At 61.3% G+C, this 16,953-nt stretch carries 14 protein-coding genes; 11 read left to right on the top strand and 3 right to left on the bottom strand.

Going from position 1 to position 16,953, the window contains the following annotated elements; genetic code table 11:
* Positions 1 to 178: 178 nt before the first annotated feature.
* From FHW37_RS08650 to FHW37_RS08660, 3 genes are all read left to right on the top strand, one after another.
* Positions 179 to 1,408 (top strand): MFS transporter, encoded by a 1,230-nt coding sequence (locus FHW37_RS08650; protein WP_145635053.1) that lies wholly within the window; start codon positions 179 to 181, stop codon positions 1,406 to 1,408.
* A 132-nt stretch (positions 1,409 to 1,540) separates the two neighbouring features.
* Positions 1,541 to 2,557: a zinc-binding alcohol dehydrogenase family protein gene (locus FHW37_RS08655; RefSeq protein ID WP_145635055.1), complete on the top strand. Its 1,017-nt coding sequence runs from the start codon at positions 1,541 to 1,543 to the stop codon at positions 2,555 to 2,557.
* A gap of 117 nt (positions 2,558 to 2,674) precedes the next feature.
* Positions 2,675 to 3,091, top strand: a complete 417-nt coding sequence (locus FHW37_RS08660) for a DoxX family protein (RefSeq protein WP_145635057.1) — start codon at positions 2,675 to 2,677, stop codon at positions 3,089 to 3,091.
* 91 nt (positions 3,092 to 3,182) lie between these two features.
* Here the strand turns inward: FHW37_RS08660 and FHW37_RS08665 are convergent, their stop codons facing one another.
* Positions 3,183 to 3,797 (bottom strand): L,D-transpeptidase, encoded by a 615-nt coding sequence (locus tag FHW37_RS08665; RefSeq protein WP_145635059.1) that lies wholly within the window; start codon positions 3,795 to 3,797, stop codon positions 3,183 to 3,185.
* 286 nt (positions 3,798 to 4,083) lie between these two features.
* Here FHW37_RS08665 and FHW37_RS08670 point away from each other — a divergent pair, with 286 nt between their 5' ends.
* Entirely contained in the window at positions 4,084 to 6,645 is a 2,562-nt protein-coding gene (locus FHW37_RS08670) for a GcvT family protein (protein ID WP_145635061.1), read from the top strand.
* Positions 6,646 to 6,866: 221 nt separating this feature from the next.
* Here the strand turns inward: FHW37_RS08670 and FHW37_RS08680 are convergent, their stop codons facing one another.
* Positions 6,867 to 7,319, bottom strand: coding sequence for a MarR family transcriptional regulator (locus FHW37_RS08680; protein ID WP_145635064.1), 453 nt, complete (start codon positions 7,317 to 7,319; stop codon positions 6,867 to 6,869).
* A 70-nt stretch (positions 7,320 to 7,389) separates the two neighbouring features.
* On the opposite strand from FHW37_RS08680, the gene FHW37_RS08685 reads away from it, so the two are divergent.
* Genes FHW37_RS08685 through FHW37_RS08695 form a run of 3 tightly spaced genes read left to right on the top strand, consistent with a single transcriptional unit; the run spans position 7,390 to position 9,142 of the window.
* On the top strand, positions 7,390 to 8,514 hold the full coding sequence (locus tag FHW37_RS08685; RefSeq protein ID WP_145635066.1) for an FUSC family protein: 1,125 nt from the start codon (positions 7,390 to 7,392) through the stop codon (positions 8,512 to 8,514).
* Between the two features lie 47 nt (positions 8,515 to 8,561).
* Positions 8,562 to 8,780 carry a type II toxin-antitoxin system VapB family antitoxin gene (locus tag FHW37_RS08690; protein WP_145635068.1) on the top strand — a complete coding sequence of 73 codons (219 nt, stop codon included), beginning with the start codon at positions 8,562 to 8,564 and terminating at the stop codon, positions 8,778 to 8,780.
* On the top strand, positions 8,777 to 9,142 hold the full coding sequence (locus FHW37_RS08695; RefSeq protein WP_145635070.1) for a type II toxin-antitoxin system VapC family toxin: 366 nt from the start codon (positions 8,777 to 8,779) through the stop codon (positions 9,140 to 9,142). The genes FHW37_RS08690 and FHW37_RS08695 overlap by 4 nt, the downstream gene beginning before the upstream one ends.
* 39 nt (positions 9,143 to 9,181) lie before the next feature.
* Here FHW37_RS08695 and FHW37_RS08700 read toward each other — a convergent pair whose 3' ends face one another.
* The gene (locus FHW37_RS08700) at positions 9,182 to 10,840 is read right to left on the bottom strand and encodes an electron transfer flavoprotein-ubiquinone oxidoreductase (RefSeq protein WP_145635072.1); all 1,659 of its coding nucleotides are present in this window, start codon (positions 10,838 to 10,840) and stop codon (positions 9,182 to 9,184) included.
* A 293-nt stretch (positions 10,841 to 11,133) separates the two neighbouring features.
* Here FHW37_RS08700 and FHW37_RS08705 point away from each other — a divergent pair, with 293 nt between their 5' ends.
* The 4 genes from FHW37_RS08705 to FHW37_RS08720 all read left to right on the top strand — a co-directional run bounded on the left by FHW37_RS08705 (position 11,134) and on the right by FHW37_RS08720 (position 16,945).
* The gene (locus FHW37_RS08705) at positions 11,134 to 11,922 is read left to right on the top strand and encodes an SDR family oxidoreductase (RefSeq protein WP_145636017.1); all 789 of its coding nucleotides are present in this window, start codon (positions 11,134 to 11,136) and stop codon (positions 11,920 to 11,922) included.
* A gap of 217 nt (positions 11,923 to 12,139) precedes the next feature.
* Positions 12,140 to 12,343, top strand: coding sequence for a hypothetical protein (locus tag FHW37_RS08710; RefSeq protein ID WP_246690707.1), 204 nt, complete (start codon positions 12,140 to 12,142; stop codon positions 12,341 to 12,343).
* A gap of 199 nt (positions 12,344 to 12,542) precedes the next feature.
* Positions 12,543 to 13,823 (top strand): efflux RND transporter periplasmic adaptor subunit, encoded by a 1,281-nt coding sequence (locus FHW37_RS08715; protein WP_145635076.1) that lies wholly within the window; start codon positions 12,543 to 12,545, stop codon positions 13,821 to 13,823.
* Positions 13,820 to 16,945 (top strand): efflux RND transporter permease subunit, encoded by a 3,126-nt coding sequence (locus FHW37_RS08720; protein ID WP_145635079.1) that lies wholly within the window; start codon positions 13,820 to 13,822, stop codon positions 16,943 to 16,945. The genes FHW37_RS08715 and FHW37_RS08720 overlap by 4 nt, the downstream gene beginning before the upstream one ends.
* Positions 16,946 to 16,953: the final 8 nt, after the last annotated feature.

Here is a 16,953-nt window from a genome sequence, read left to right on the forward strand (position 1 = left end):
CGGCAGGCGCACACATTCCTGTGAGGCAAATGCAAATTTGCCGGGACGGCTACCGCGGTGCACAATAAAGTGATAGCATTGATAAAGGTCATCTTAATGACCACTCGCCTTCAGCGTGGGTAGGCGCCGTTCAGGCCTGACCCGCTTTCTTTTTTCGATACCCGACAGATCAGACGCGATGACAGAACCTGCCATTCCTTTCGATTCCGCGCGCCCGCAAGACAGTGAGGCGATCCCTGCCCTCTCCCCGATCGCCATTCTCCTGATCGAATTCGCACTCGCCGTCGGCGGCTTCGGCATCGGCACGGGCGAATTCGTCATCATGGGCCTGCTGCCGGATGTGGCCAGCAGCTTTCAGGTCAGCATTCCGATGGCGGGTTACGTCATCAGCGCCTATGCGCTCGGCGTCGTCATCGGCGCACCGATCATCGCCGTGCTTTCGGCAAAGCTGCCGCGGCGCACGCTGCTTCTGTGTCTGATGAGCGTATTTGCGCTCGGCAACATTCTGTCCGCGGTTGCTCCGTCCTTCTGGAGCTTTACCGTTCTGCGCTTCATCACCGGCCTGCCGCATGGCGCCTATTTCGGCGTTGCCGCGCTCGTGGCCGCCTCGATGGTGCCGCCCAACAAGCGGGCACGGGCCGTCGGCCGGGTGATGCTTGGCCTGACCATCGCAACGCTTGCCGGCACGCCGCTGGCCACATTCATGGGCCAGATCCTCAACTGGCGCGCAGCCTTCTTCCTCGTCGGCGGCATCGGTGCACTGACCGTTGTCCTGCTCTGGTATTTCCAGCCGCGTGATACGGTGCAGGAAGGCGCCAGCATCCGCCGCGAACTCGGTGCCTTCTCCAGGCCGCAGGTCTGGCTGACGCTTGGCGTTGCAGCGGTCGGCTTCGGCGGCATGTTCTGCGTGTTCAGCTATATTGCCTCGACCACGACCGAGACGGCCCATCTTCCTGCCTCGACGGTTGCGATCGTGCTCGCACTGTTCGGCATCGGCATGAATGTCGGCAATATCGTCGGTTCGCGGCTCGCCGATGTGTCGCTCGGCGGCACGATCGGCGGCTCGATGGCTTTTTATGTCATCGTCATGCTCGGCTTTGCCGCTTTCGCGCATATTCCGGCCATGCTCTATGTCACCGTCTTCCTCGTCGGTTGCGGTTTTGCCTGCGGCCCGGCGCTGCAGACACGGTTGATGGACGTGGCAGCCGATGCGCAGACGCTGGCGGCCGCTTCCGTGCATTCCGCCTTCAACATCGCCAATGCGCTCGGCGCCTGGCTCGGCGGTCTGGTCATTGCCTGGGGATGGGGTTTTGCCTCGACCGGTTATGTCGGCGCATTCCTGTCCTTCCTGGGCCTGATCGTCTTCATCGTCTCCGTCCTGCTTGAGAAGAAGACCGCCCACGCCTGATAGCCTCCCGGCGAGCGGGTGCCTCCTGCTCGCCGTCGCTCTTTCCGAATGAAAATCGGTGCGATCACGCTTGCTCGCACCGGGTAGATGCGCCATCTAACCGGGATATCAGACAGACCGGGAGAAGAGACCATGCGCGCCGTCGGCTTCAACGCACCGCAACCGATCACCTCGGACACGGCCCTTCTCGACATAGATCTGCCCATGCCGGAGCCCGGCCCGCGCGACCTTCTGGTCGAGATCAAGGCGATCTCCGTCAATCCCGTCGATACAAAAGTGCGCAAGTCGGCGCCGGTTGAACCCGGTCAGTATCGTATTCTGGGGTATGACGCGGCCGGCACCGTGACGGCGGTCGGCAAGGACGTGAAACTCTTCAAGCCGGGTGACGAGGTGTTTTATGCCGGCGCCATCAATCGGCCGGGCACCAATGCCGAATATCATCTGGTCGACGAACGGATTGTCGGGTTCAAGCCCAAAAGCCTGTCCTTCGAGGAGGCGGCTGCCCTGCCCCTCACCTCGATCACCGCCTATGAAACGCTCTTTCACCGCATGAAGGTGCAGGACCGGGTGACCGGTACCTGGAACGCCGTGCTGATCATCGGCGCTGCCGGCGGCGTCGGTTCGATCGCCGTCCAGCTTTTGCGCACGCTGTCCGACGTGACTGTGATCGGTACCGGGTCGCGGCCGGAAACGAAGGACTGGATTGCAAAACTCGGCGCCCATCACGTTCTCGACCATTCCAAGCCGCTTGCGCCGCAATTTGCGCAGATGGCGATTGGTGCGCCTTCCTTTGTTTTCTCGATCACCGAAACGTCGCAGCATATCGAAGACATTCTCGAACTGATCGCGCCTCAGGGGCGTCTCGGGCTGATCGACGACCCGAAGGATCCGGTCGATCTGCGCCTGTTCAAGCGCAAGGCGCTGTCGATCCACTGGGAAACGATGTTCGCCCGCCCGGTCTTCCAGACGGCCGACATGATCGAACAGCACAAGCTTCTCAATCAGGTTGCCGAGCTGGTCGATGCCGGAAAGGTGCGCACGACGCTTGCCGAGACGCTGGGCACGATCAACGCGACGAACCTGAGACGAGCGCATGCGATGATCGAAAGCGGAACGACGCGCGGGAAGCTGGTGCTTTCGGGATTTTGACCCTTCCTCATTCCTGTGCTTGTCACAGGGATGAGGCCGAAGACATGTTCGCACCAGCACATCTTACAAAAAGACGTCTCTCATGTATCATCCGACCCGAGGGCAAAGGGGGATGTCATGTCGACACTACAGAACAATACATTCGGAAATCCGCTGAGTATCGTCACCAGCACGAGCTGGTTCGGTTACTTGGCGCGGATCGTGCTGACCTTCATGTTTTGGGGCAGCGGCCTGTCGAAACTTATCGATTTTCAGGCGGGCATGGCGGAGATGAGCTTTTTCGGGCTCGAGCCGGCGGCCGCCTTCAATACCGCTGTCATCATCACCCAGCTCGGCGGCTCGGCGCTGATCATTCTCAACCGCTGGACCTGGCTCGGCGCCGGTGCGCTTGCCGTCTTCACCGCACTGACCATCCCGATCGTCCATCATTTCTGGACGATGGAGGAGCCGATGCGGACATTCGAGTTCTACGTGGTGATGGAGCATATCACCGTCATCGGTGGCCTGATGGTCGTCGCCTGGAAATCGCGCTGAGCGCAGAAACGAAAAAGCCCGCCGTGGCTGAAACGGCGGGCTTTCGGGTTGGGCCTGAGGCGGTGGTTTTGATTCAGGCCCGGATCTTCAATCACGCCTGGATCACGACCACATGGGCGCCGACCTTGACGCGTTCGTAAAGGTCGATGACATCGTGGTTCATCATGCGGATGCAGCCGCTCGACATGGCATAACCGATCGATTCCGGCTGGTTGGTGCCATGGATGCGGAAATGCGTGTCATTGCCGGCGCGGTAGAGATACATGGCGCGGGCACCGAGCGGGTTGTTGGGGCCGCCCGGCATGCCGCCGGCGAGTTTTTTGTAGCGGGCTTCGCGGTTCTGCATGTTGAGCGTCGGCGTCCAGGTCGGCCATTCCGCCTTGCGGCCGACATAGGCATCGCCCGAGAGCGCCAGACCCTGGCGGCCGACGCCGACGCCGTAACGGATCGCGCGGCCACCGCCGAGCACGTAATAGGCGCGACGGGCCGGCGTATCGACGACGACGGTGCCGGCTTCATGCGTGGTTTCATAGGCGACTTCGGTGCGGCGCAGGTCCGGCTTGATCTTGTCGATCGGCACCTGGCGCAGCGGAAACTTTTCATCCGGAAGGGCTGCGTAATTCGTCTGGCTGTTCAGCGTCGTGGACGAGCAACCGGCCAGGAAGAGCGGCAGGCCGGCCAGAAGGCCGCGGCGGGAAATCGGCATGAACGTGTCCTTGGTGCGTCGAAATGATGTCGCAAGCTAAGGAGTTTATGGTTAACGAATGGCTAAATAAGCGGCGCGATTGCGCTGACGAATGCGTGAATTTTAACCTTTTGCATTGCCCTTCTGCTGCCTGCGCCTGGGAGCCAGTTCCGGGACTGGTTCCGTTGCGACCTTCGTGTCATGTCTCGTGACGCAGAATGGCGGATCAGGTGCGTTGCGTGTCGTATATCGACAGGGCATGACGGCCGTCCTGAACTAACGTCGCCCGCAGATCACGGAGCAAGTCATGGCAAAATTCCCCGAAAAGGCAAAGGTCGTCATCATAGGTCTCGGCGGCATCGTCGGCGCCTCCATCGCCCATCATCTGATCGAGCGCGGATGGGACGATATCGTCGGCATCGACAAGTCGGGCATCCCGACCGATATCGGTTCGACGGCGCATGCCTCGGACTTCTGTTACACGACGAGCCACGACTATCTCTCCGTCTGGACGACGCAGTACTCGATCGATTTCTACGAGAAGATGGGCCATTACGCCCGCATCGGCGGCCTTGAAGTGGCCCGCACCGGCGACGATACCTGGATGGAAGAGATCAAGCGCAAGCTTTCCTCCGCCAAGGCCTTTGGCACCCGTGCCCATTACGTCTCTCCGGCCGAAATCAAGGCGCTCTTCCCGCTGATCGAGGAAGATCAGGTTCAGGGCGGCCTGTTCGATCCGGATGCCGGCCTCGTCATTCCGCGCAGCCAGACGGTTGCCGGCAAGCTGGTCGATGCGGCTGAAAAGACCGGCAAGCTTTCCATGTTCGGCAATACGCCGGCGACTTCGCTGATCGTCGAGAAGGGCCATATCAAGGGCGTGGTGACGCCGCGCGGTACGATCATGGCCGACCATGTCATCGTCTGCGCCGGCATCTGGGGCCGTCTGATCGCCGAAATGGTCGGTGAAGATCTGCCGGTCATGCCGGTCGATCATCCCCTGACCTTCTTCGGCCCGTATAACGAGTTCGAAGGTACCGGCAAGGAAATCGGTTATCCGCTGCTGCGCGACCAGGGCAATTCCGCCTATATGCGCGATACGGGTGATCCGAACACGACCGAAGGCGGCCAGATCGAGTGGGGGTATTACGAGACCGACAATCCGCGTCTCTGCCATCCGCGCGAGATCCTTGAAAAGCACGAGGCGCGCCTGTCGCCGTCTCAACGCGATCTCGACATGGAACAGATCCTGACACCGCTTGAAAAGGCGATGGAACTGACGCCGATCCTCGGCGAACTCGGTTACAATGAGGGCCATTCCTTCAACGGCCTGCTGCAGGTGTCTGCCGCCGGCGGCCCGTCCTGCGGCGAAAGCCAAAAAGTGCGCGGTCTCTGGTATTGCGTCGCCATCTGGGTCAAGGACGGTCCCGGCTACGGCAAGCTGATCGCCGACTGGATGACCGACGGCCGCACCGAGATCGACCACAATTCGATCGATTATTCGCGCTTCTACCCGCATCAGCTGACGGAAGAGTTCATTCACGGCCGCACATTCGAGGCCGCGCAAAAAATCTATTTCCCGGCCGTGCATCCGCGCGAGCCCTATGCGACCGGACGCGGCGCCAAAAAATCGCCCTTCTATGAGCGCGAGAAGGAACTCGGCGGTCATTTCATGGAACTGGGCGGTTGGGAACGCGCCCATGGTTACGCTGCCAACGAGCATCTGCTCGAAAAATATGGCAACCGGGTTCCGGAGCGCAAGAACGAGTGGGACAATCGGCATTTCTGGCGCGTCTCGAATGCCGAACATCTCGCGATGAGCGACGATTGCGGCATCGTCAACCTGTCGCATTTCCACATGGTCGATATCGAAGGCCCCGACCATGTCGAGCTCTTGGAATGGCTCTGCGCGGCAAAGATCGGCGGTGACGCCAATATCGGCAAGGGGATTTATACCCACTTCCTCGACGACGAGGGCATGGTGCGGGCCGACTTCACCGTCTTCCGCCTCGCCGACCGCGGCCGCCTCGTAAACGGCGCCGATGCCGGCCCGCGCGATCTGCATTACATGAAGCGTATCGCCGAGGATCGCGGCCTCGACGTTACCATTACCGACGTCTCGGAAAAATTCATTACGATCGGCATCTGGGGCCCGAATGCCCGCGATACGCTGAAGAAGGTGGTTGCGGATCCGGCAGGCCTCGACATCGAGAATTTTGCCTTTGCGGCGATCAAGCCGATCGAGATTGCCGGCAAGCAGGTCACTGCCTTCCGCATTTCCTATGTCGGCGAACAGGGCTGGGAACTGCATATGAAATACGAGGACGGCCTTGCCGTCTGGGACGCGCTGCGCGCTACCGGCGTGATGGCGTTTGGCGTCGAGACCTATGCGAACTCGCGCCGCATGGAAAAGAGCCTACGCCTGCAGAACTCCGACCTGCTCACCCAGTACAACCTGATCGAGGCCGATCTGGCCCGTCCGAAGGTCAAGGAAGCCGATTTCCGCGGCAAGGCGAAACACCTGGAATACAAGGCCCGAGACCATCAACCGGCCATGCTTTGCACGCTGGTCATGACCGACAATGTCGATGAAAAGGGTGTCGCGCGTTATCCGGTCGGCTCGCTGCCGGTGATGGATCCGGCGACCGGCGAGACGCTGGTCGACAGCCTCGGCCGCCGTTCCTACACGACCTCGATCGCCTATGGCCCGACGGTCGGCAAGAACATCGCGCTCGCCTATCTGCCGCATGATTATTGCCAGGTCGGCCGCAAGCTGAATGTCGAATATTTTGCGGAAACCTATCCGGTGGAAGTGGTCGGCATTGGTTACAAGCCGATCTACGATCCGGAAAACCTCAAGCCGCGGACGTAAGAGGGGATTGAGAGGGGAAGCCGTCTCAGGTTCTGCCGTGTGGCGCGCCCCTCTGCCCTGCCGGGCATCTCCCCCACAGGTGGGGAGATCGGCTCGGAGAGCTCACATCACCCAGACCTCAAGCGTCAAGAGAAGCGAGAGGTTGCCACGACTGGATCTCCTCCCTTGTGGGGCAGATGGCCGGCAGGCCAGAGGGGGGCTCTGGCACGAACGACACCAGATCACCCCTCGTCCACCCTCCCGTGGTCGCTCCCTGCCAGTTTCAGCATGATCCCGGCCGCCTCCATCAGCACCGCCCGCTGACGCTCATCGAGCGTCTCTTCCATGGCGCCTTCGAGCCAGACCCGGCGGGCTTCGATATCGCGGCTCAACACCCGTTTTCCTTCAGGCGTGATGGCAATCAGGATCTCGCGCCGATCGGCATCGCTGCGGCGGCGGGCAATCCAGTCCTTCTCTTCCAGAATGCCAATCATCCGCGTCAGTGACTGCGGCTGCAGTCGCTCTTCCGCCGCCAGCCGCGTGGCCGGCATTTCTCCCAGACGATGCAGCGTGCCGAGAAGGCTCAGCAGGGACAGAGGCGCCGCCCCTTCCGGCCGTTCCGAGCGTAGGCGTCGGGCGAGCAGCAGAACGGCTTTGACGATGGCGGGCGAAATCTTCGAATCGGGCGATTGCATTTCATACGTATAGCGTATTAATTTTAGTACGCATAGCGTATCATCTGGAACCCGCGCCTCGGAGACAGCCATGACCTATCGTTCGCATCTGAAGGACATGTTTCACTGGTCCGTCGAGACGGAGGTGACGATCGTCGAAATGGCGGCCGGCGGGCTTGCCATGCTTTTGCCGGCGGCGGCGCTGACGATGGGAGGGCATCTCGGCGCGGGCCTCGCCGCAGCTTTTGGCGGCATGGCGGTGAGTGGCCCGGTCGATGCGGATACCGCACAGAACCGGTGGCGACTGCTTCTCCTGAGGTTTGCCGCAGTCGCTGTGGCCACGATCGCTGCCCTCGCATTTGCGGGCTTCGGGCAATTGGCCCCGGTCGCCATCATCGTCTGCGCGGGAATGGTCGCCGTGATCTGCGGCTATAGCCGGCCGCTGGCAGAGGCCGGCATACGGTTCGTGCTGTTCCTCGTCATCGTGAGCGGCATGATGGGAAGCGGCATGGCGGCAAGCATCGCGGCTGAGGGCGCGCCGAAAGGACACCACGTCATTCTGGCCGGACTTGTACTCGCCGGCGCGTTTTTCGCCATTCTGCTGATGATGGCAGCGGGCCTGATCGAAAGGCGGCTGGGACCGGCCAAAGCCGCACAAGCGGCAGCGACAAGACCCGAGCCCACCCACGTCCAAAAACGCGCGCGTCTGAAACGCAGCCTGAAGCAACTGGCGGGTTGGCATTATCCGATCAGGCTCTGCACATGCCTTGCGATCGCAGCGCTCGCCGAATGGTTTTGGCCGGGCCATCATCTGCACTGGATTGCCGTTACCACCGCGACGCTTCTGCGCCGCCAACCGGATGCCGCGGCGATGAGGGCGAGCCAGCGTGCGATCGGTGCGATCATCGGCGTGGCGCTGGCCGGTGCACTCCTGTTCACGCGGCCGGATGCCTGGCTGATCGTCGCCGCAACCGGCCTGATCGCCGCCTTGCGCCCTCTCCTCGCCGCCCGCAACTATATCGCCTATTCGGCGCTGATGACGCCGCTGATCATGCTGATCCTCGACGGCAGCGGGCATTTCGACAGCGGGCTTTTGGCAGACCGGCTGATCGCGACGTTTGCGGGAGCGTTTCTTGTGATTTCGGCGGACAAGCTGACGCTGCGGTTTCTACCGCAAGATCAACCGACCGGCGAGCCCAAGCCAGCTGTGCGTTGAAATATGCATCATTCGGTGATAATTTTGATGCGCCTTTGGAGATGCCCATGCGCACGACAATTACCATTGACGACCAGCTTATCGAGCGGGCTCAGGAAGTAACCGGGATCACCGAAAGATCGGCGCTTATCAAGAGGGCATTGACCCAGATGATCGAGCGTGAGGCAGCGCTTAGGCTGATCGCGCTTGGCGGCAGCGAGCCCGATGCGAAAGCTCCGCCGCGACGACGCTGGAATACCGAAGAAAGCTTCGGCAGCCCTGAATGATCATTGCCGACACATCGGTCTGGATCGATCATCTGCGGACTGCGGAGCCATCGCTTGAGAGCTTGCTTCGGCGAGAACAGATCCTGATACATCCCTATGTGATCGGTGAGTTGGCTCTCGGATCATTGCGGAACTACGATGCCGTGATTGAAGCACTGTTGGAAATGCCTCAGGCGGCAGTGGCAACGCCCGAAGAAGTTCTCTTCACGATCAAACGGCATTCACTGATGGCAAGCGGCATTGGTTATGTCGATACGCATATCCTGACGGCGGCCAAGCTGATACCCGGCACGCTCGTCTGGACCCGCGACAAGCGCATGGCGCGCATCGCCGCCGGTCTTGGCCTCAGATACGAACCTTGAGGCCAATCACGCAGCGACGGCGCACAATGCCATCCGGGATCACATATTCGGATAAACCGGCCCTTCGCCACCCTGCGGCGGCACCCAGTTGATGTTCTGGTTGGGGTCCTTGATATCGCAGGTCTTGCAGTGGACGCAGTTCTGGGCGTTGATCACATAGACCTCTTCGCCGTTCTGCTCGCGCCACTCATAAACCCCGGCGGGACAGTAGCGCGTCGAGGGACCGGCATAGATGTCGTGTTCGGAACGCTTCTGCAGATCCATGTCCTTGACCTTGAGATGGACCGGCTGGTCTTCCTCATGATTGGTGTTGGACAAAAAGACCGAGGACAGGCGGTCGAAGGTCAGGACACCGTCCGGCTTCGGGTAGTTGATCGGCTTATGGTTTGCAGCAGGCTCTAGGCTCTGCGCATCGGTCTTGCCGTGCTTCAGCGTGAAGGGCGACGTGCCAAAAATCTGGTTGATCCACATGTCGAGACCGCCGAGCGAAATGCCGAGCACGGTGCCGAGCTTCGACCAGAGCGGTTTTACGTTGCGGACGCGCTTCAGGTCCTTGCCGATCGCGGTATCGCGCCATTCGTTCTCGATCTCGACGACCTCGTCATTGGCGCGGCCGGCAGCGATCGCAGCCGCGATCTTGTCGGCTGCGAGCATGCCGGAGAGGACGGCGTTGTGCGAACCCTTGATGCGCGGCACGTTGACGAAGCCGGCCGAACAGCCGATCAGCGCGCCGCCCGGGAAGGTCAGTTTCGGCACCGACTGGTAACCGCCTTCGGTAATCGCGCGGGCTCCGTAGGAGAGGCGCTTGCCGCCCTCGAACGTGTCGCGGATGGCCGGATGCGTCTTGAACCGCTGAAATTCCTCGAAGGGAAAGAGATAGGGGTTCTTGTAATTGAGATGAACGACGAAGCCGACCGCCACCTGATTGTCTTCGAGATGATAGAGGAAGGAGCCGCCGCCGGTCTTCATGCCGAGCGGCCAGCCGAACGAGTGCTGCACGAGACCTTGGCGGTGCTTCTCCGGCTTGACCTGCCACAGCTCCTTGATGCCGATACCGAACTTCTGGACGTCGCGATCCTTGGACAGGTCGAATTTGGCGATCAGCTGTTTTGCCAGCGAGCCGCGCACACCTTCGCCGATCAGCACATATTTGCCGAGCAGCGCCATGCCGCGGGTATAGTTAGGGCCGAGTTCGCCGTTCTTCTCGATGCCCATGTCGCCGGTCGCGACGCCGATCACAGCGCCCTCGTCATTGTAGAGGACTTCCGATGCGGCAAAACCCGGATAGATATCGACGCCCAGCGCCTCAGCCTTTTCGGCGAGCCAGCGACAGACATTTCCGAGCGAGACGATGTAATTGCCGTGATTGTTCATCAGCGGCGGCATCATGAAGTTCGGCAGGCGGATCGAGCCGGCGGGGCCCAGCACGAGGAACTGGTCGTCCTTCACCTCGGTCTTGAACGGATGGCCTTCTTCTTCGCGCCAGCCCGGCAGAAGCGCATCGATGCCGATCGGATCGACCACGGCGCCGGAGAGGATATGCGCGCCGACTTCGGCCCCCTTTTCGAGAACGACGACGGAGAGATCCGGATTGACCTGTTTCAGGCGGATCGCCGCCGAAAGGCCGGCCGGGCCGCCACCGACGATCACAACGTCGAATTCCATGCTCTCGCGTTCGGGAAGCTCTTGTTCGCTCATCTAAAACTCCGCATGCCGGTCCCTTCCCGGCTTGTTATTCAAGCTCTTCTTGACAAAAGCCGCCCTGCTTGTCGAGGCGCTAAAGCGTCCTTGGCCTTGCCAATCGCGCAATGGGCCGTGTCTTTTTCTCATATTACGTTTACGTTCACGTAATATCAATGTGGATTGGACCCGGACAAGTTCAAGCTTTCGCCTTTGAAACGGCAAAGCTATAACGGCCAGCGCATCATTCGACCGGTCGCGTTCCGTCATCGTTGCGGGCATTGGCGACCTCAAAGGGCAAGGACTTCATCATGGATCTCGGCATTACCGGCAAACGCGCACTCGTGCTCGCCTCCTCCCGCGGCCTCGGCCTCGGCATCGCAACCGCGCTGGCAGCAGAAGGCGCAAACGTGCTTCTGGTCGGCCGCTCCGGCGACAAGCTGGCGGAGAACTGCAAGGCGATCAATGCGCTCGGCAAGGGCAAGGCCGACTGGGTCTGGGGCGATCTCGGCGAAGAAAATTTCGTCGAGTCGATGGTTGCGGCCGTCAAGGAAAAGCTCGGCGGTATCGACATTCTCGTCAACAATACCGGCGGCCCGACGCCCGGCACGACCGAAGACATGAGCGTCGACAAGCTGGACACCTTCTTCCAGTCCATGGTGCTGCGCGTCATCGCGCTCACCAACGCGCTTCTGCCGCAGATGAAGGCGCAGGGCTGGGGCCGCGTCCTGACCGTTGCCTCTTCGGGCGTGATCGAGCCGATCGCCAATCTGGCGCTGTCGAACACGCTGCGCGGCGCGCTCGCCGGCTGGAACAAGACGCTGGCGACGGAAGTGGCCGGTTCAGGCATCACCGCCAACATGATCCTGCCCGGCCGCATCCATACCGACCGGATCGAGGAGCTGGATGGCGCCGCCGCAAAGCGCACCGGCAAAAGCGTCGAGGAAATCCGCGAAGCGTCCGTCAAAACCATCCCGGCCGGCCGTCTCGGCACGGCGAAGGAATTCGGCGCTGCCGGTGCCTTCCTGTGCTCGGAACAGGCAGGTTACATTACCGGCACGATGCTGCGGGTCGATGGCGGCGCGGCGCGCTCGCTCTGATTTTTCTTGCGGCAGCCCAAAAGCTGCAAACCCTGTTTTGATAAAAGCACGTCCTAACCCTCCCCGCCTCATGGGGAGGGTTTTCTACTCCACTCAGCCTTGGCCTAAGTCGACAGACATCCCCCTCTCCATCACAGTTTTGCGTTTCGCGATCGGCTCGCCACAGTGTAGATTGCCTCAACAGGCAAGCACGCAACAGCCGAAGATGGAGGCTCCTTTGGCAGTCCTGCGCATAGCGGTTTCACTGGTCGGCATTCTTGTCATCTTGAGCGGTGTCATATGGATCGGCCAGGGCAGCGGACTGTTTCCCTATCCGGCCTCGAGCTTCATGATCAACCAGTCGCCATGGATCTGGCGGGGCGCGCTGACCGCGGTTGCCGGCCTCCTCATTCTCTGGGCGGCGCGGCGTTTCCTGCGCTAATGCAATACCGCAGATCGCAGACCGTATCGGACAGCACGCAGAGATCGCGAAAAACGCTTTACCTTACCATCCGGTAAGCCCTTCATTACCGAGATTTAATGCCTCATTTCAGAAACTTGGCGTAGTATTTTTCCGTATTGCAGCAGGGCAGCTCCATTGCGACGTCTCGGCAGAGACAGCAGGCAGACGGGAATATCCGATGAAGAAGACGTGGCTTTTTGTTTTCTGCCTGGCCATTGCCGGCATAGCGGCGTGGCAATATCGCGACCGCATCCCCTATCTCTCCAGTTTCGGCAAGACGACAGCCGGCTCGCAGGAAGCCAGCAGCGGACAGCAGCAAGGCGGCCAGAACGGTGGCCAGTCTGGCGGTCAACGCCGTGGCAACGGTGCCCCGCCCGTCGTCAAGACGGTTGCTGCCGCAAGCCGCGTTCTGCCGCTTGACGTAACCGCGACCGGTTCGGCCGATGCCGACGAAAACACCACGATCGCCGCCCAGGAGGCGGGGATCATCACGTCCATCGCTGCCCATGACGGCGATGTCGTCAAGGCCGGCGACCTGATCGCCAAGCTCGACGACCGCACGGCCAAGGCCGATCTCGACAAGGACAAGGCGCTTTTGCTGCGCGACCAGGCAACGCTCGCCCAGGCCGAAACCGCCCTTGCCCGCGCCGAAAACCTCGTGCAGCGCAATGCCGGCACGCAGCAATCCGCCGACGAAGCGCGCGCCGCCCGCGATACGGCCGCAGCGACGATCGAAAGCGACAAGGCCGCTATTGCCGCCGACGAGATCGTCGTCGAGCACACGGAAATCCGCGCACCCTTCGATGGCAGGCTCGGCGATATCACCCCGAGCGTCGGTGCCTATCTGACGGCCGGTTCGGCAGTCGTGACGATTGCCAAATACGATCCGATCTTCGTCAATTTCCACCTGCCGGAAGCCTATCTTGCCGATCTTCGTGATGGTTTTGCCGCAGGCACGGTCACCGTTGATGCGATGCCGCTCAGCACGGCGCCGGAAAGCAATGTCAAACCGGTCCAGGGCAAGCTCAACTTCTTCAACAACGTGGTCGACACCGCTTCGGGAACAATTCTTGCCAAGGCACGGTTCGACAATGCGAATGGAGCACTCTGGCCGGGTCAGTCGCTGAATGTCACCGTGCATTTCCAGAGCGACAAGAAACATGTCGTCGTGCCGACCGTGGCGGTCAATCCCGGTGCGGACGCGCCTTTCGTCTTTACCGTCGGCGACGACAAGAAGGTGCATATGACACCGGTCACGGTCGTGCGCACCAATGGCGACAATACGGCGATCGCCAAGGGCCTTGATGAGGGTGCACATGTGGTCGTCGAAGGCCAGGTGCAGCTGGTCGACGGCTCGCCGGTGCATGAAGAGTTTTCCGGCGACAAGCACGGTACGGCCCAGAAAGATGCGGGCCAGAAAAATTCGGATGGTTCGATCGAGGTAGGAGAGGCGCAATGATCCCTGCATTCTGCATTCGCCGCCCGGTCGCAACGACGCTGCTTGCGATCGGCGCCATTCTTGCAGGCCTTGCCGGTTATCAGCTCCTGCCGGTCGCAGCCCTTCCGAAGGTCGATTTTCCGACCATCAACGTATCCGCCCAGCTGACCGGCGCTTCGCCGCAGACCATGGCGACGGCGGTCGCAACGCCGCTGATCAAGAAATTCGAGACCATTCCCGGCATCAGCGAAATCAGCGCCTCGAACTCGCTCGGCAATACGTCGATCGTGCTGCAGTTCGACCTGAACCGCGATATCGACGCCGCTGCCGCCGACGTGCAGGCGGCGATCAGCCAGGCAACCCGCCAGCTCCCCGACAACATGACGACGGCGCCGAGCTATCGCAAGACGAACCCGGCCGATGCGCCGGTTCTGCTGCTTGCGGTGCGCAGCGATGCCATGCCGGCAAGCAAGGTGGACGAAATCGCCGAAAACGTGCTCTCCCCTGCCCTTTCGACGCTGTCCGGCGTCGCGGAAGTGACGATCTACGGCTCGAAAACCTATGCCGTACGCGTCGAGGTCGATCCGGCAAAACTGCAGGCGCGCAATATCGGTGTCGAAAGCGTCACGGATGCGATTTCCGCCGCCAACAGCCAGACGCCGGTGGGCTCGCTGCAGAACAAGGCCCAAAAGCTGACGATCAATGCCGATACGCAGCGCACCAATGCCGCCCAATTCCGCTCGCTGGTGATCGCTTCACCGAATGGCGCGCCGATCCATCTCGGCGATGTCGCGCGGGTCGAGGACAGTGTCGACAATCTCGATTCCGGCAGCTGGTATGACGGCAAGTCGGCAATCATCCTTGCCATCCAGCGCCAGCCGGATGCCAATACGGTCGATGTCGTCGATGCCGTCAAGGCAAAGCTGCCATCGCTGCAGGCCGAACTTCCCGGCTCCGTCTCGATTGCCGTGATGAACGACAATTCGACCGCGATCCGCGATTCCATTTCCGACGTGAAATTCACGCTGTTCCTGACGATCGGCCTCGTCGTCCTCGTCATCTACCTGTTCCTCGGCCGCGTCTCGGCGACGATCGTGCCGGCGCTGGCCGTGCCGCTGTCGCTGGTTTCGACCTTTGGCGCCATGTATGTGCTCGGCTACAGCGTCGACAACATCTCGCTGCTCGGGCTGACACTCTCGGTCGGCCTCGTGGTCGACGATGCGATCGTCATGCTCGAAAACATCATGCGCCATATCGAGGAAGGCATGCCGGTGCGGCAAGCCGCCCTGCAGGGGGCTGCGGAGGTCAGCTACACGATCGTTTCGATGTCGGTTTCGCTGATCGCGGTCTTTATCCCGATCCTTCTGATGGGCGGCGTCGTTGGGCGGCTGTTCAACGAATTCGGCATGGTCGTGGCGCTCGCGATCGTTGCCTCGGCGATCGTCTCGCTGACGGTGACGCCGATGCTCGGTTCGCGCATGTCGGACAAACATCACAAGCCGAGCCTTGTCGTGCGCATCTTCGACCGCGGTTTCGACTGGACGCTGAAGGGCTACGACAAGTCCGTCGGCTGGTGTCTGAAGCATCGCGGCGTGATCATGCTGGTCTTCCTCGCCTCGGTCGGCGCCTCCGTCTATCTGTTCAAGACACTGCCTTCGAGCTTCTTCCCGAGCGAGGATATCGGCCGCCTGTCGATCTCTACCCGTGCCCGCGAAGACATTTCCTATTCGGCCATGGGGGACCTGCAGAGCCAGATCACCGCGATCGTGCAGGCCAATCCGGCGGTGCGCCACGTCACCTCGATCGTCGGCGGCAATGCCCGCAGCCCGCTCAACAACGGCACGATCTTCGTCGAGCTGAAGGACCGCGACCAGCGGCCGCCGCTCGAGCAGACCCTGCGCGATCTGCGCCAGGCAACCGGCAAGGTGGCCGGCATCAAGGCCTATATCACGCCGCAGCAGAGCCTGCGTTTCGGCGGCCGTTCAACCGCAAGCCAGTATCAGCTGGTCGTGCAGGCGCTGAGCGCCGACCAGACCAATGTCTGGTCCGACAAGCTGCAGACCGCAATGCGCGCCGACCGGTCGCATTTCACCGACGTCACCTCGGATGCGCAGAATTCGGCGATCCAGGCGGATATCAAGGTGGATACGGAAAAGGCAGCCTCGTTCGGCATTACCGACGAGACCCTGCGCCGGACGCTGGAAATGGCCTTTGGCGGTTATACGGCCGGCCAGATCCAGTCGACCGGCGACAGCTATGACGTGATCACCGAGTTCGACAATGCCAAGCCGTGGAACGACCAGTCGCTGCAGGATATCCGCGTCATGTCCAGCAACGGTTCGCTGGTGCCGCTTTCCAACTTCGCAACGGTGAAGCGCAAGACGGCGCCGGTGACGATCAACCAGACCGGCCAGCTCGTTTCGACCACGGTCTCGTTCAACCTGCCGCAGGGCGTAGCGCTTTCGGATGCGACGGCCGCAATCGACCAGATCAAGCGTGACCTGCAGATGCCGACGGACGTGTTCACCTCCTATGGCGGCACGGCGCAGATTTTTCAGCAGAGCCAGGGCAATACGCCGCTTCTCATCCTCGCAGCCGTGATCACCATCTATGTCGTGCTGGGCGTGCTGTATGAAAGCTTCATCCACCCGCTGACCATCCTCTCCGGCCTGCCGGCTGCTGCCTTCGGCGCCCTTCTTGCGCTGAAAATCTTCGGCTTCGACCTGTCGATCATTGCGCTGATCGGCCTGCTGATGCTGATCGGTATCGTCAAGAAGAACGCGATCATGATGATCGACGTCGCGGTGGAACTGATTCGTGAAAAGGGCGAAAGCCCGGCGGCGGCGATCCACGAGGCCTGCGTGCGGCGTTTCCGGCCGATCATGATGACGACCTTCTGCGCCCTTCTCGGCGCGCTACCGATCGCCATGGGCACAGGCGCCTCGTCGGAACTGCGCCAGCCGCTCGGCATTGCCGTTGTCGGTGGCCTGATCGTCTCTCAGGCGCTGACGCTGTTCATCACGCCGGTCATCTTCGTCGAGATGGACCGTTTCGGCCAATTCCTGAAACGGCTCGGCGGCGGCAAGGATGGTGACCGGCACGAGGCCAATGACGACGTGCCGCGGTCGATTGCGGCGGAGTGATCTCCGCC

Source organism: Neorhizobium alkalisoli (genome assembly GCF_007829835.1).
Lineage (GTDB): Bacteria > Pseudomonadota > Alphaproteobacteria > Rhizobiales > Rhizobiaceae > Neorhizobium.

What these genes read in the sequence shown, in the direction of transcription:
- FHW37_RS08650 (WP_145635053.1), top strand. Translation starts at nt 179, where the DNA reads ATGACAGAACCTGCCATTCCTTTCGATTCCGCGCGCCCGCAAGACAGT.
- FHW37_RS08655 (WP_145635055.1), top strand. Translation starts at nt 1,541, where the DNA reads ATGCGCGCCGTCGGCTTCAACGCACCGCAACCGATCACCTCGGACACG.
- FHW37_RS08660 (WP_145635057.1), top strand. Translation starts at nt 2,675, where the DNA reads ATGTCGACACTACAGAACAATACATTCGGAAATCCGCTGAGTATCGTC.
- FHW37_RS08665 (WP_145635059.1), bottom strand. Translation starts at nt 3,797, where the DNA reads ATGCCGATTTCCCGCCGCGGCCTTCTGGCCGGCCTGCCGCTCTTCCTG.
- FHW37_RS08670 (WP_145635061.1), top strand. Translation starts at nt 4,084, where the DNA reads ATGGCAAAATTCCCCGAAAAGGCAAAGGTCGTCATCATAGGTCTCGGC.
- FHW37_RS08680 (WP_145635064.1), bottom strand. Translation starts at nt 7,319, where the DNA reads ATGCAATCGCCCGATTCGAAGATTTCGCCCGCCATCGTCAAAGCCGTT.
- FHW37_RS08685 (WP_145635066.1), top strand. Translation starts at nt 7,390, where the DNA reads ATGACCTATCGTTCGCATCTGAAGGACATGTTTCACTGGTCCGTCGAG.
- FHW37_RS08690 (WP_145635068.1), top strand. Translation starts at nt 8,562, where the DNA reads ATGCGCACGACAATTACCATTGACGACCAGCTTATCGAGCGGGCTCAG.
- FHW37_RS08695 (WP_145635070.1), top strand. Translation starts at nt 8,777, where the DNA reads ATGATCATTGCCGACACATCGGTCTGGATCGATCATCTGCGGACTGCG.
- FHW37_RS08700 (WP_145635072.1), bottom strand. Translation starts at nt 10,840, where the DNA reads ATGAGCGAACAAGAGCTTCCCGAACGCGAGAGCATGGAATTCGACGTT.
- FHW37_RS08705 (WP_145636017.1), top strand. Translation starts at nt 11,134, where the DNA reads ATGGATCTCGGCATTACCGGCAAACGCGCACTCGTGCTCGCCTCCTCC.
- FHW37_RS08715 (WP_145635076.1), top strand. Translation starts at nt 12,543, where the DNA reads ATGAAGAAGACGTGGCTTTTTGTTTTCTGCCTGGCCATTGCCGGCATA.
- FHW37_RS08720 (WP_145635079.1), top strand. Translation starts at nt 13,820, where the DNA reads ATGATCCCTGCATTCTGCATTCGCCGCCCGGTCGCAACGACGCTGCTT.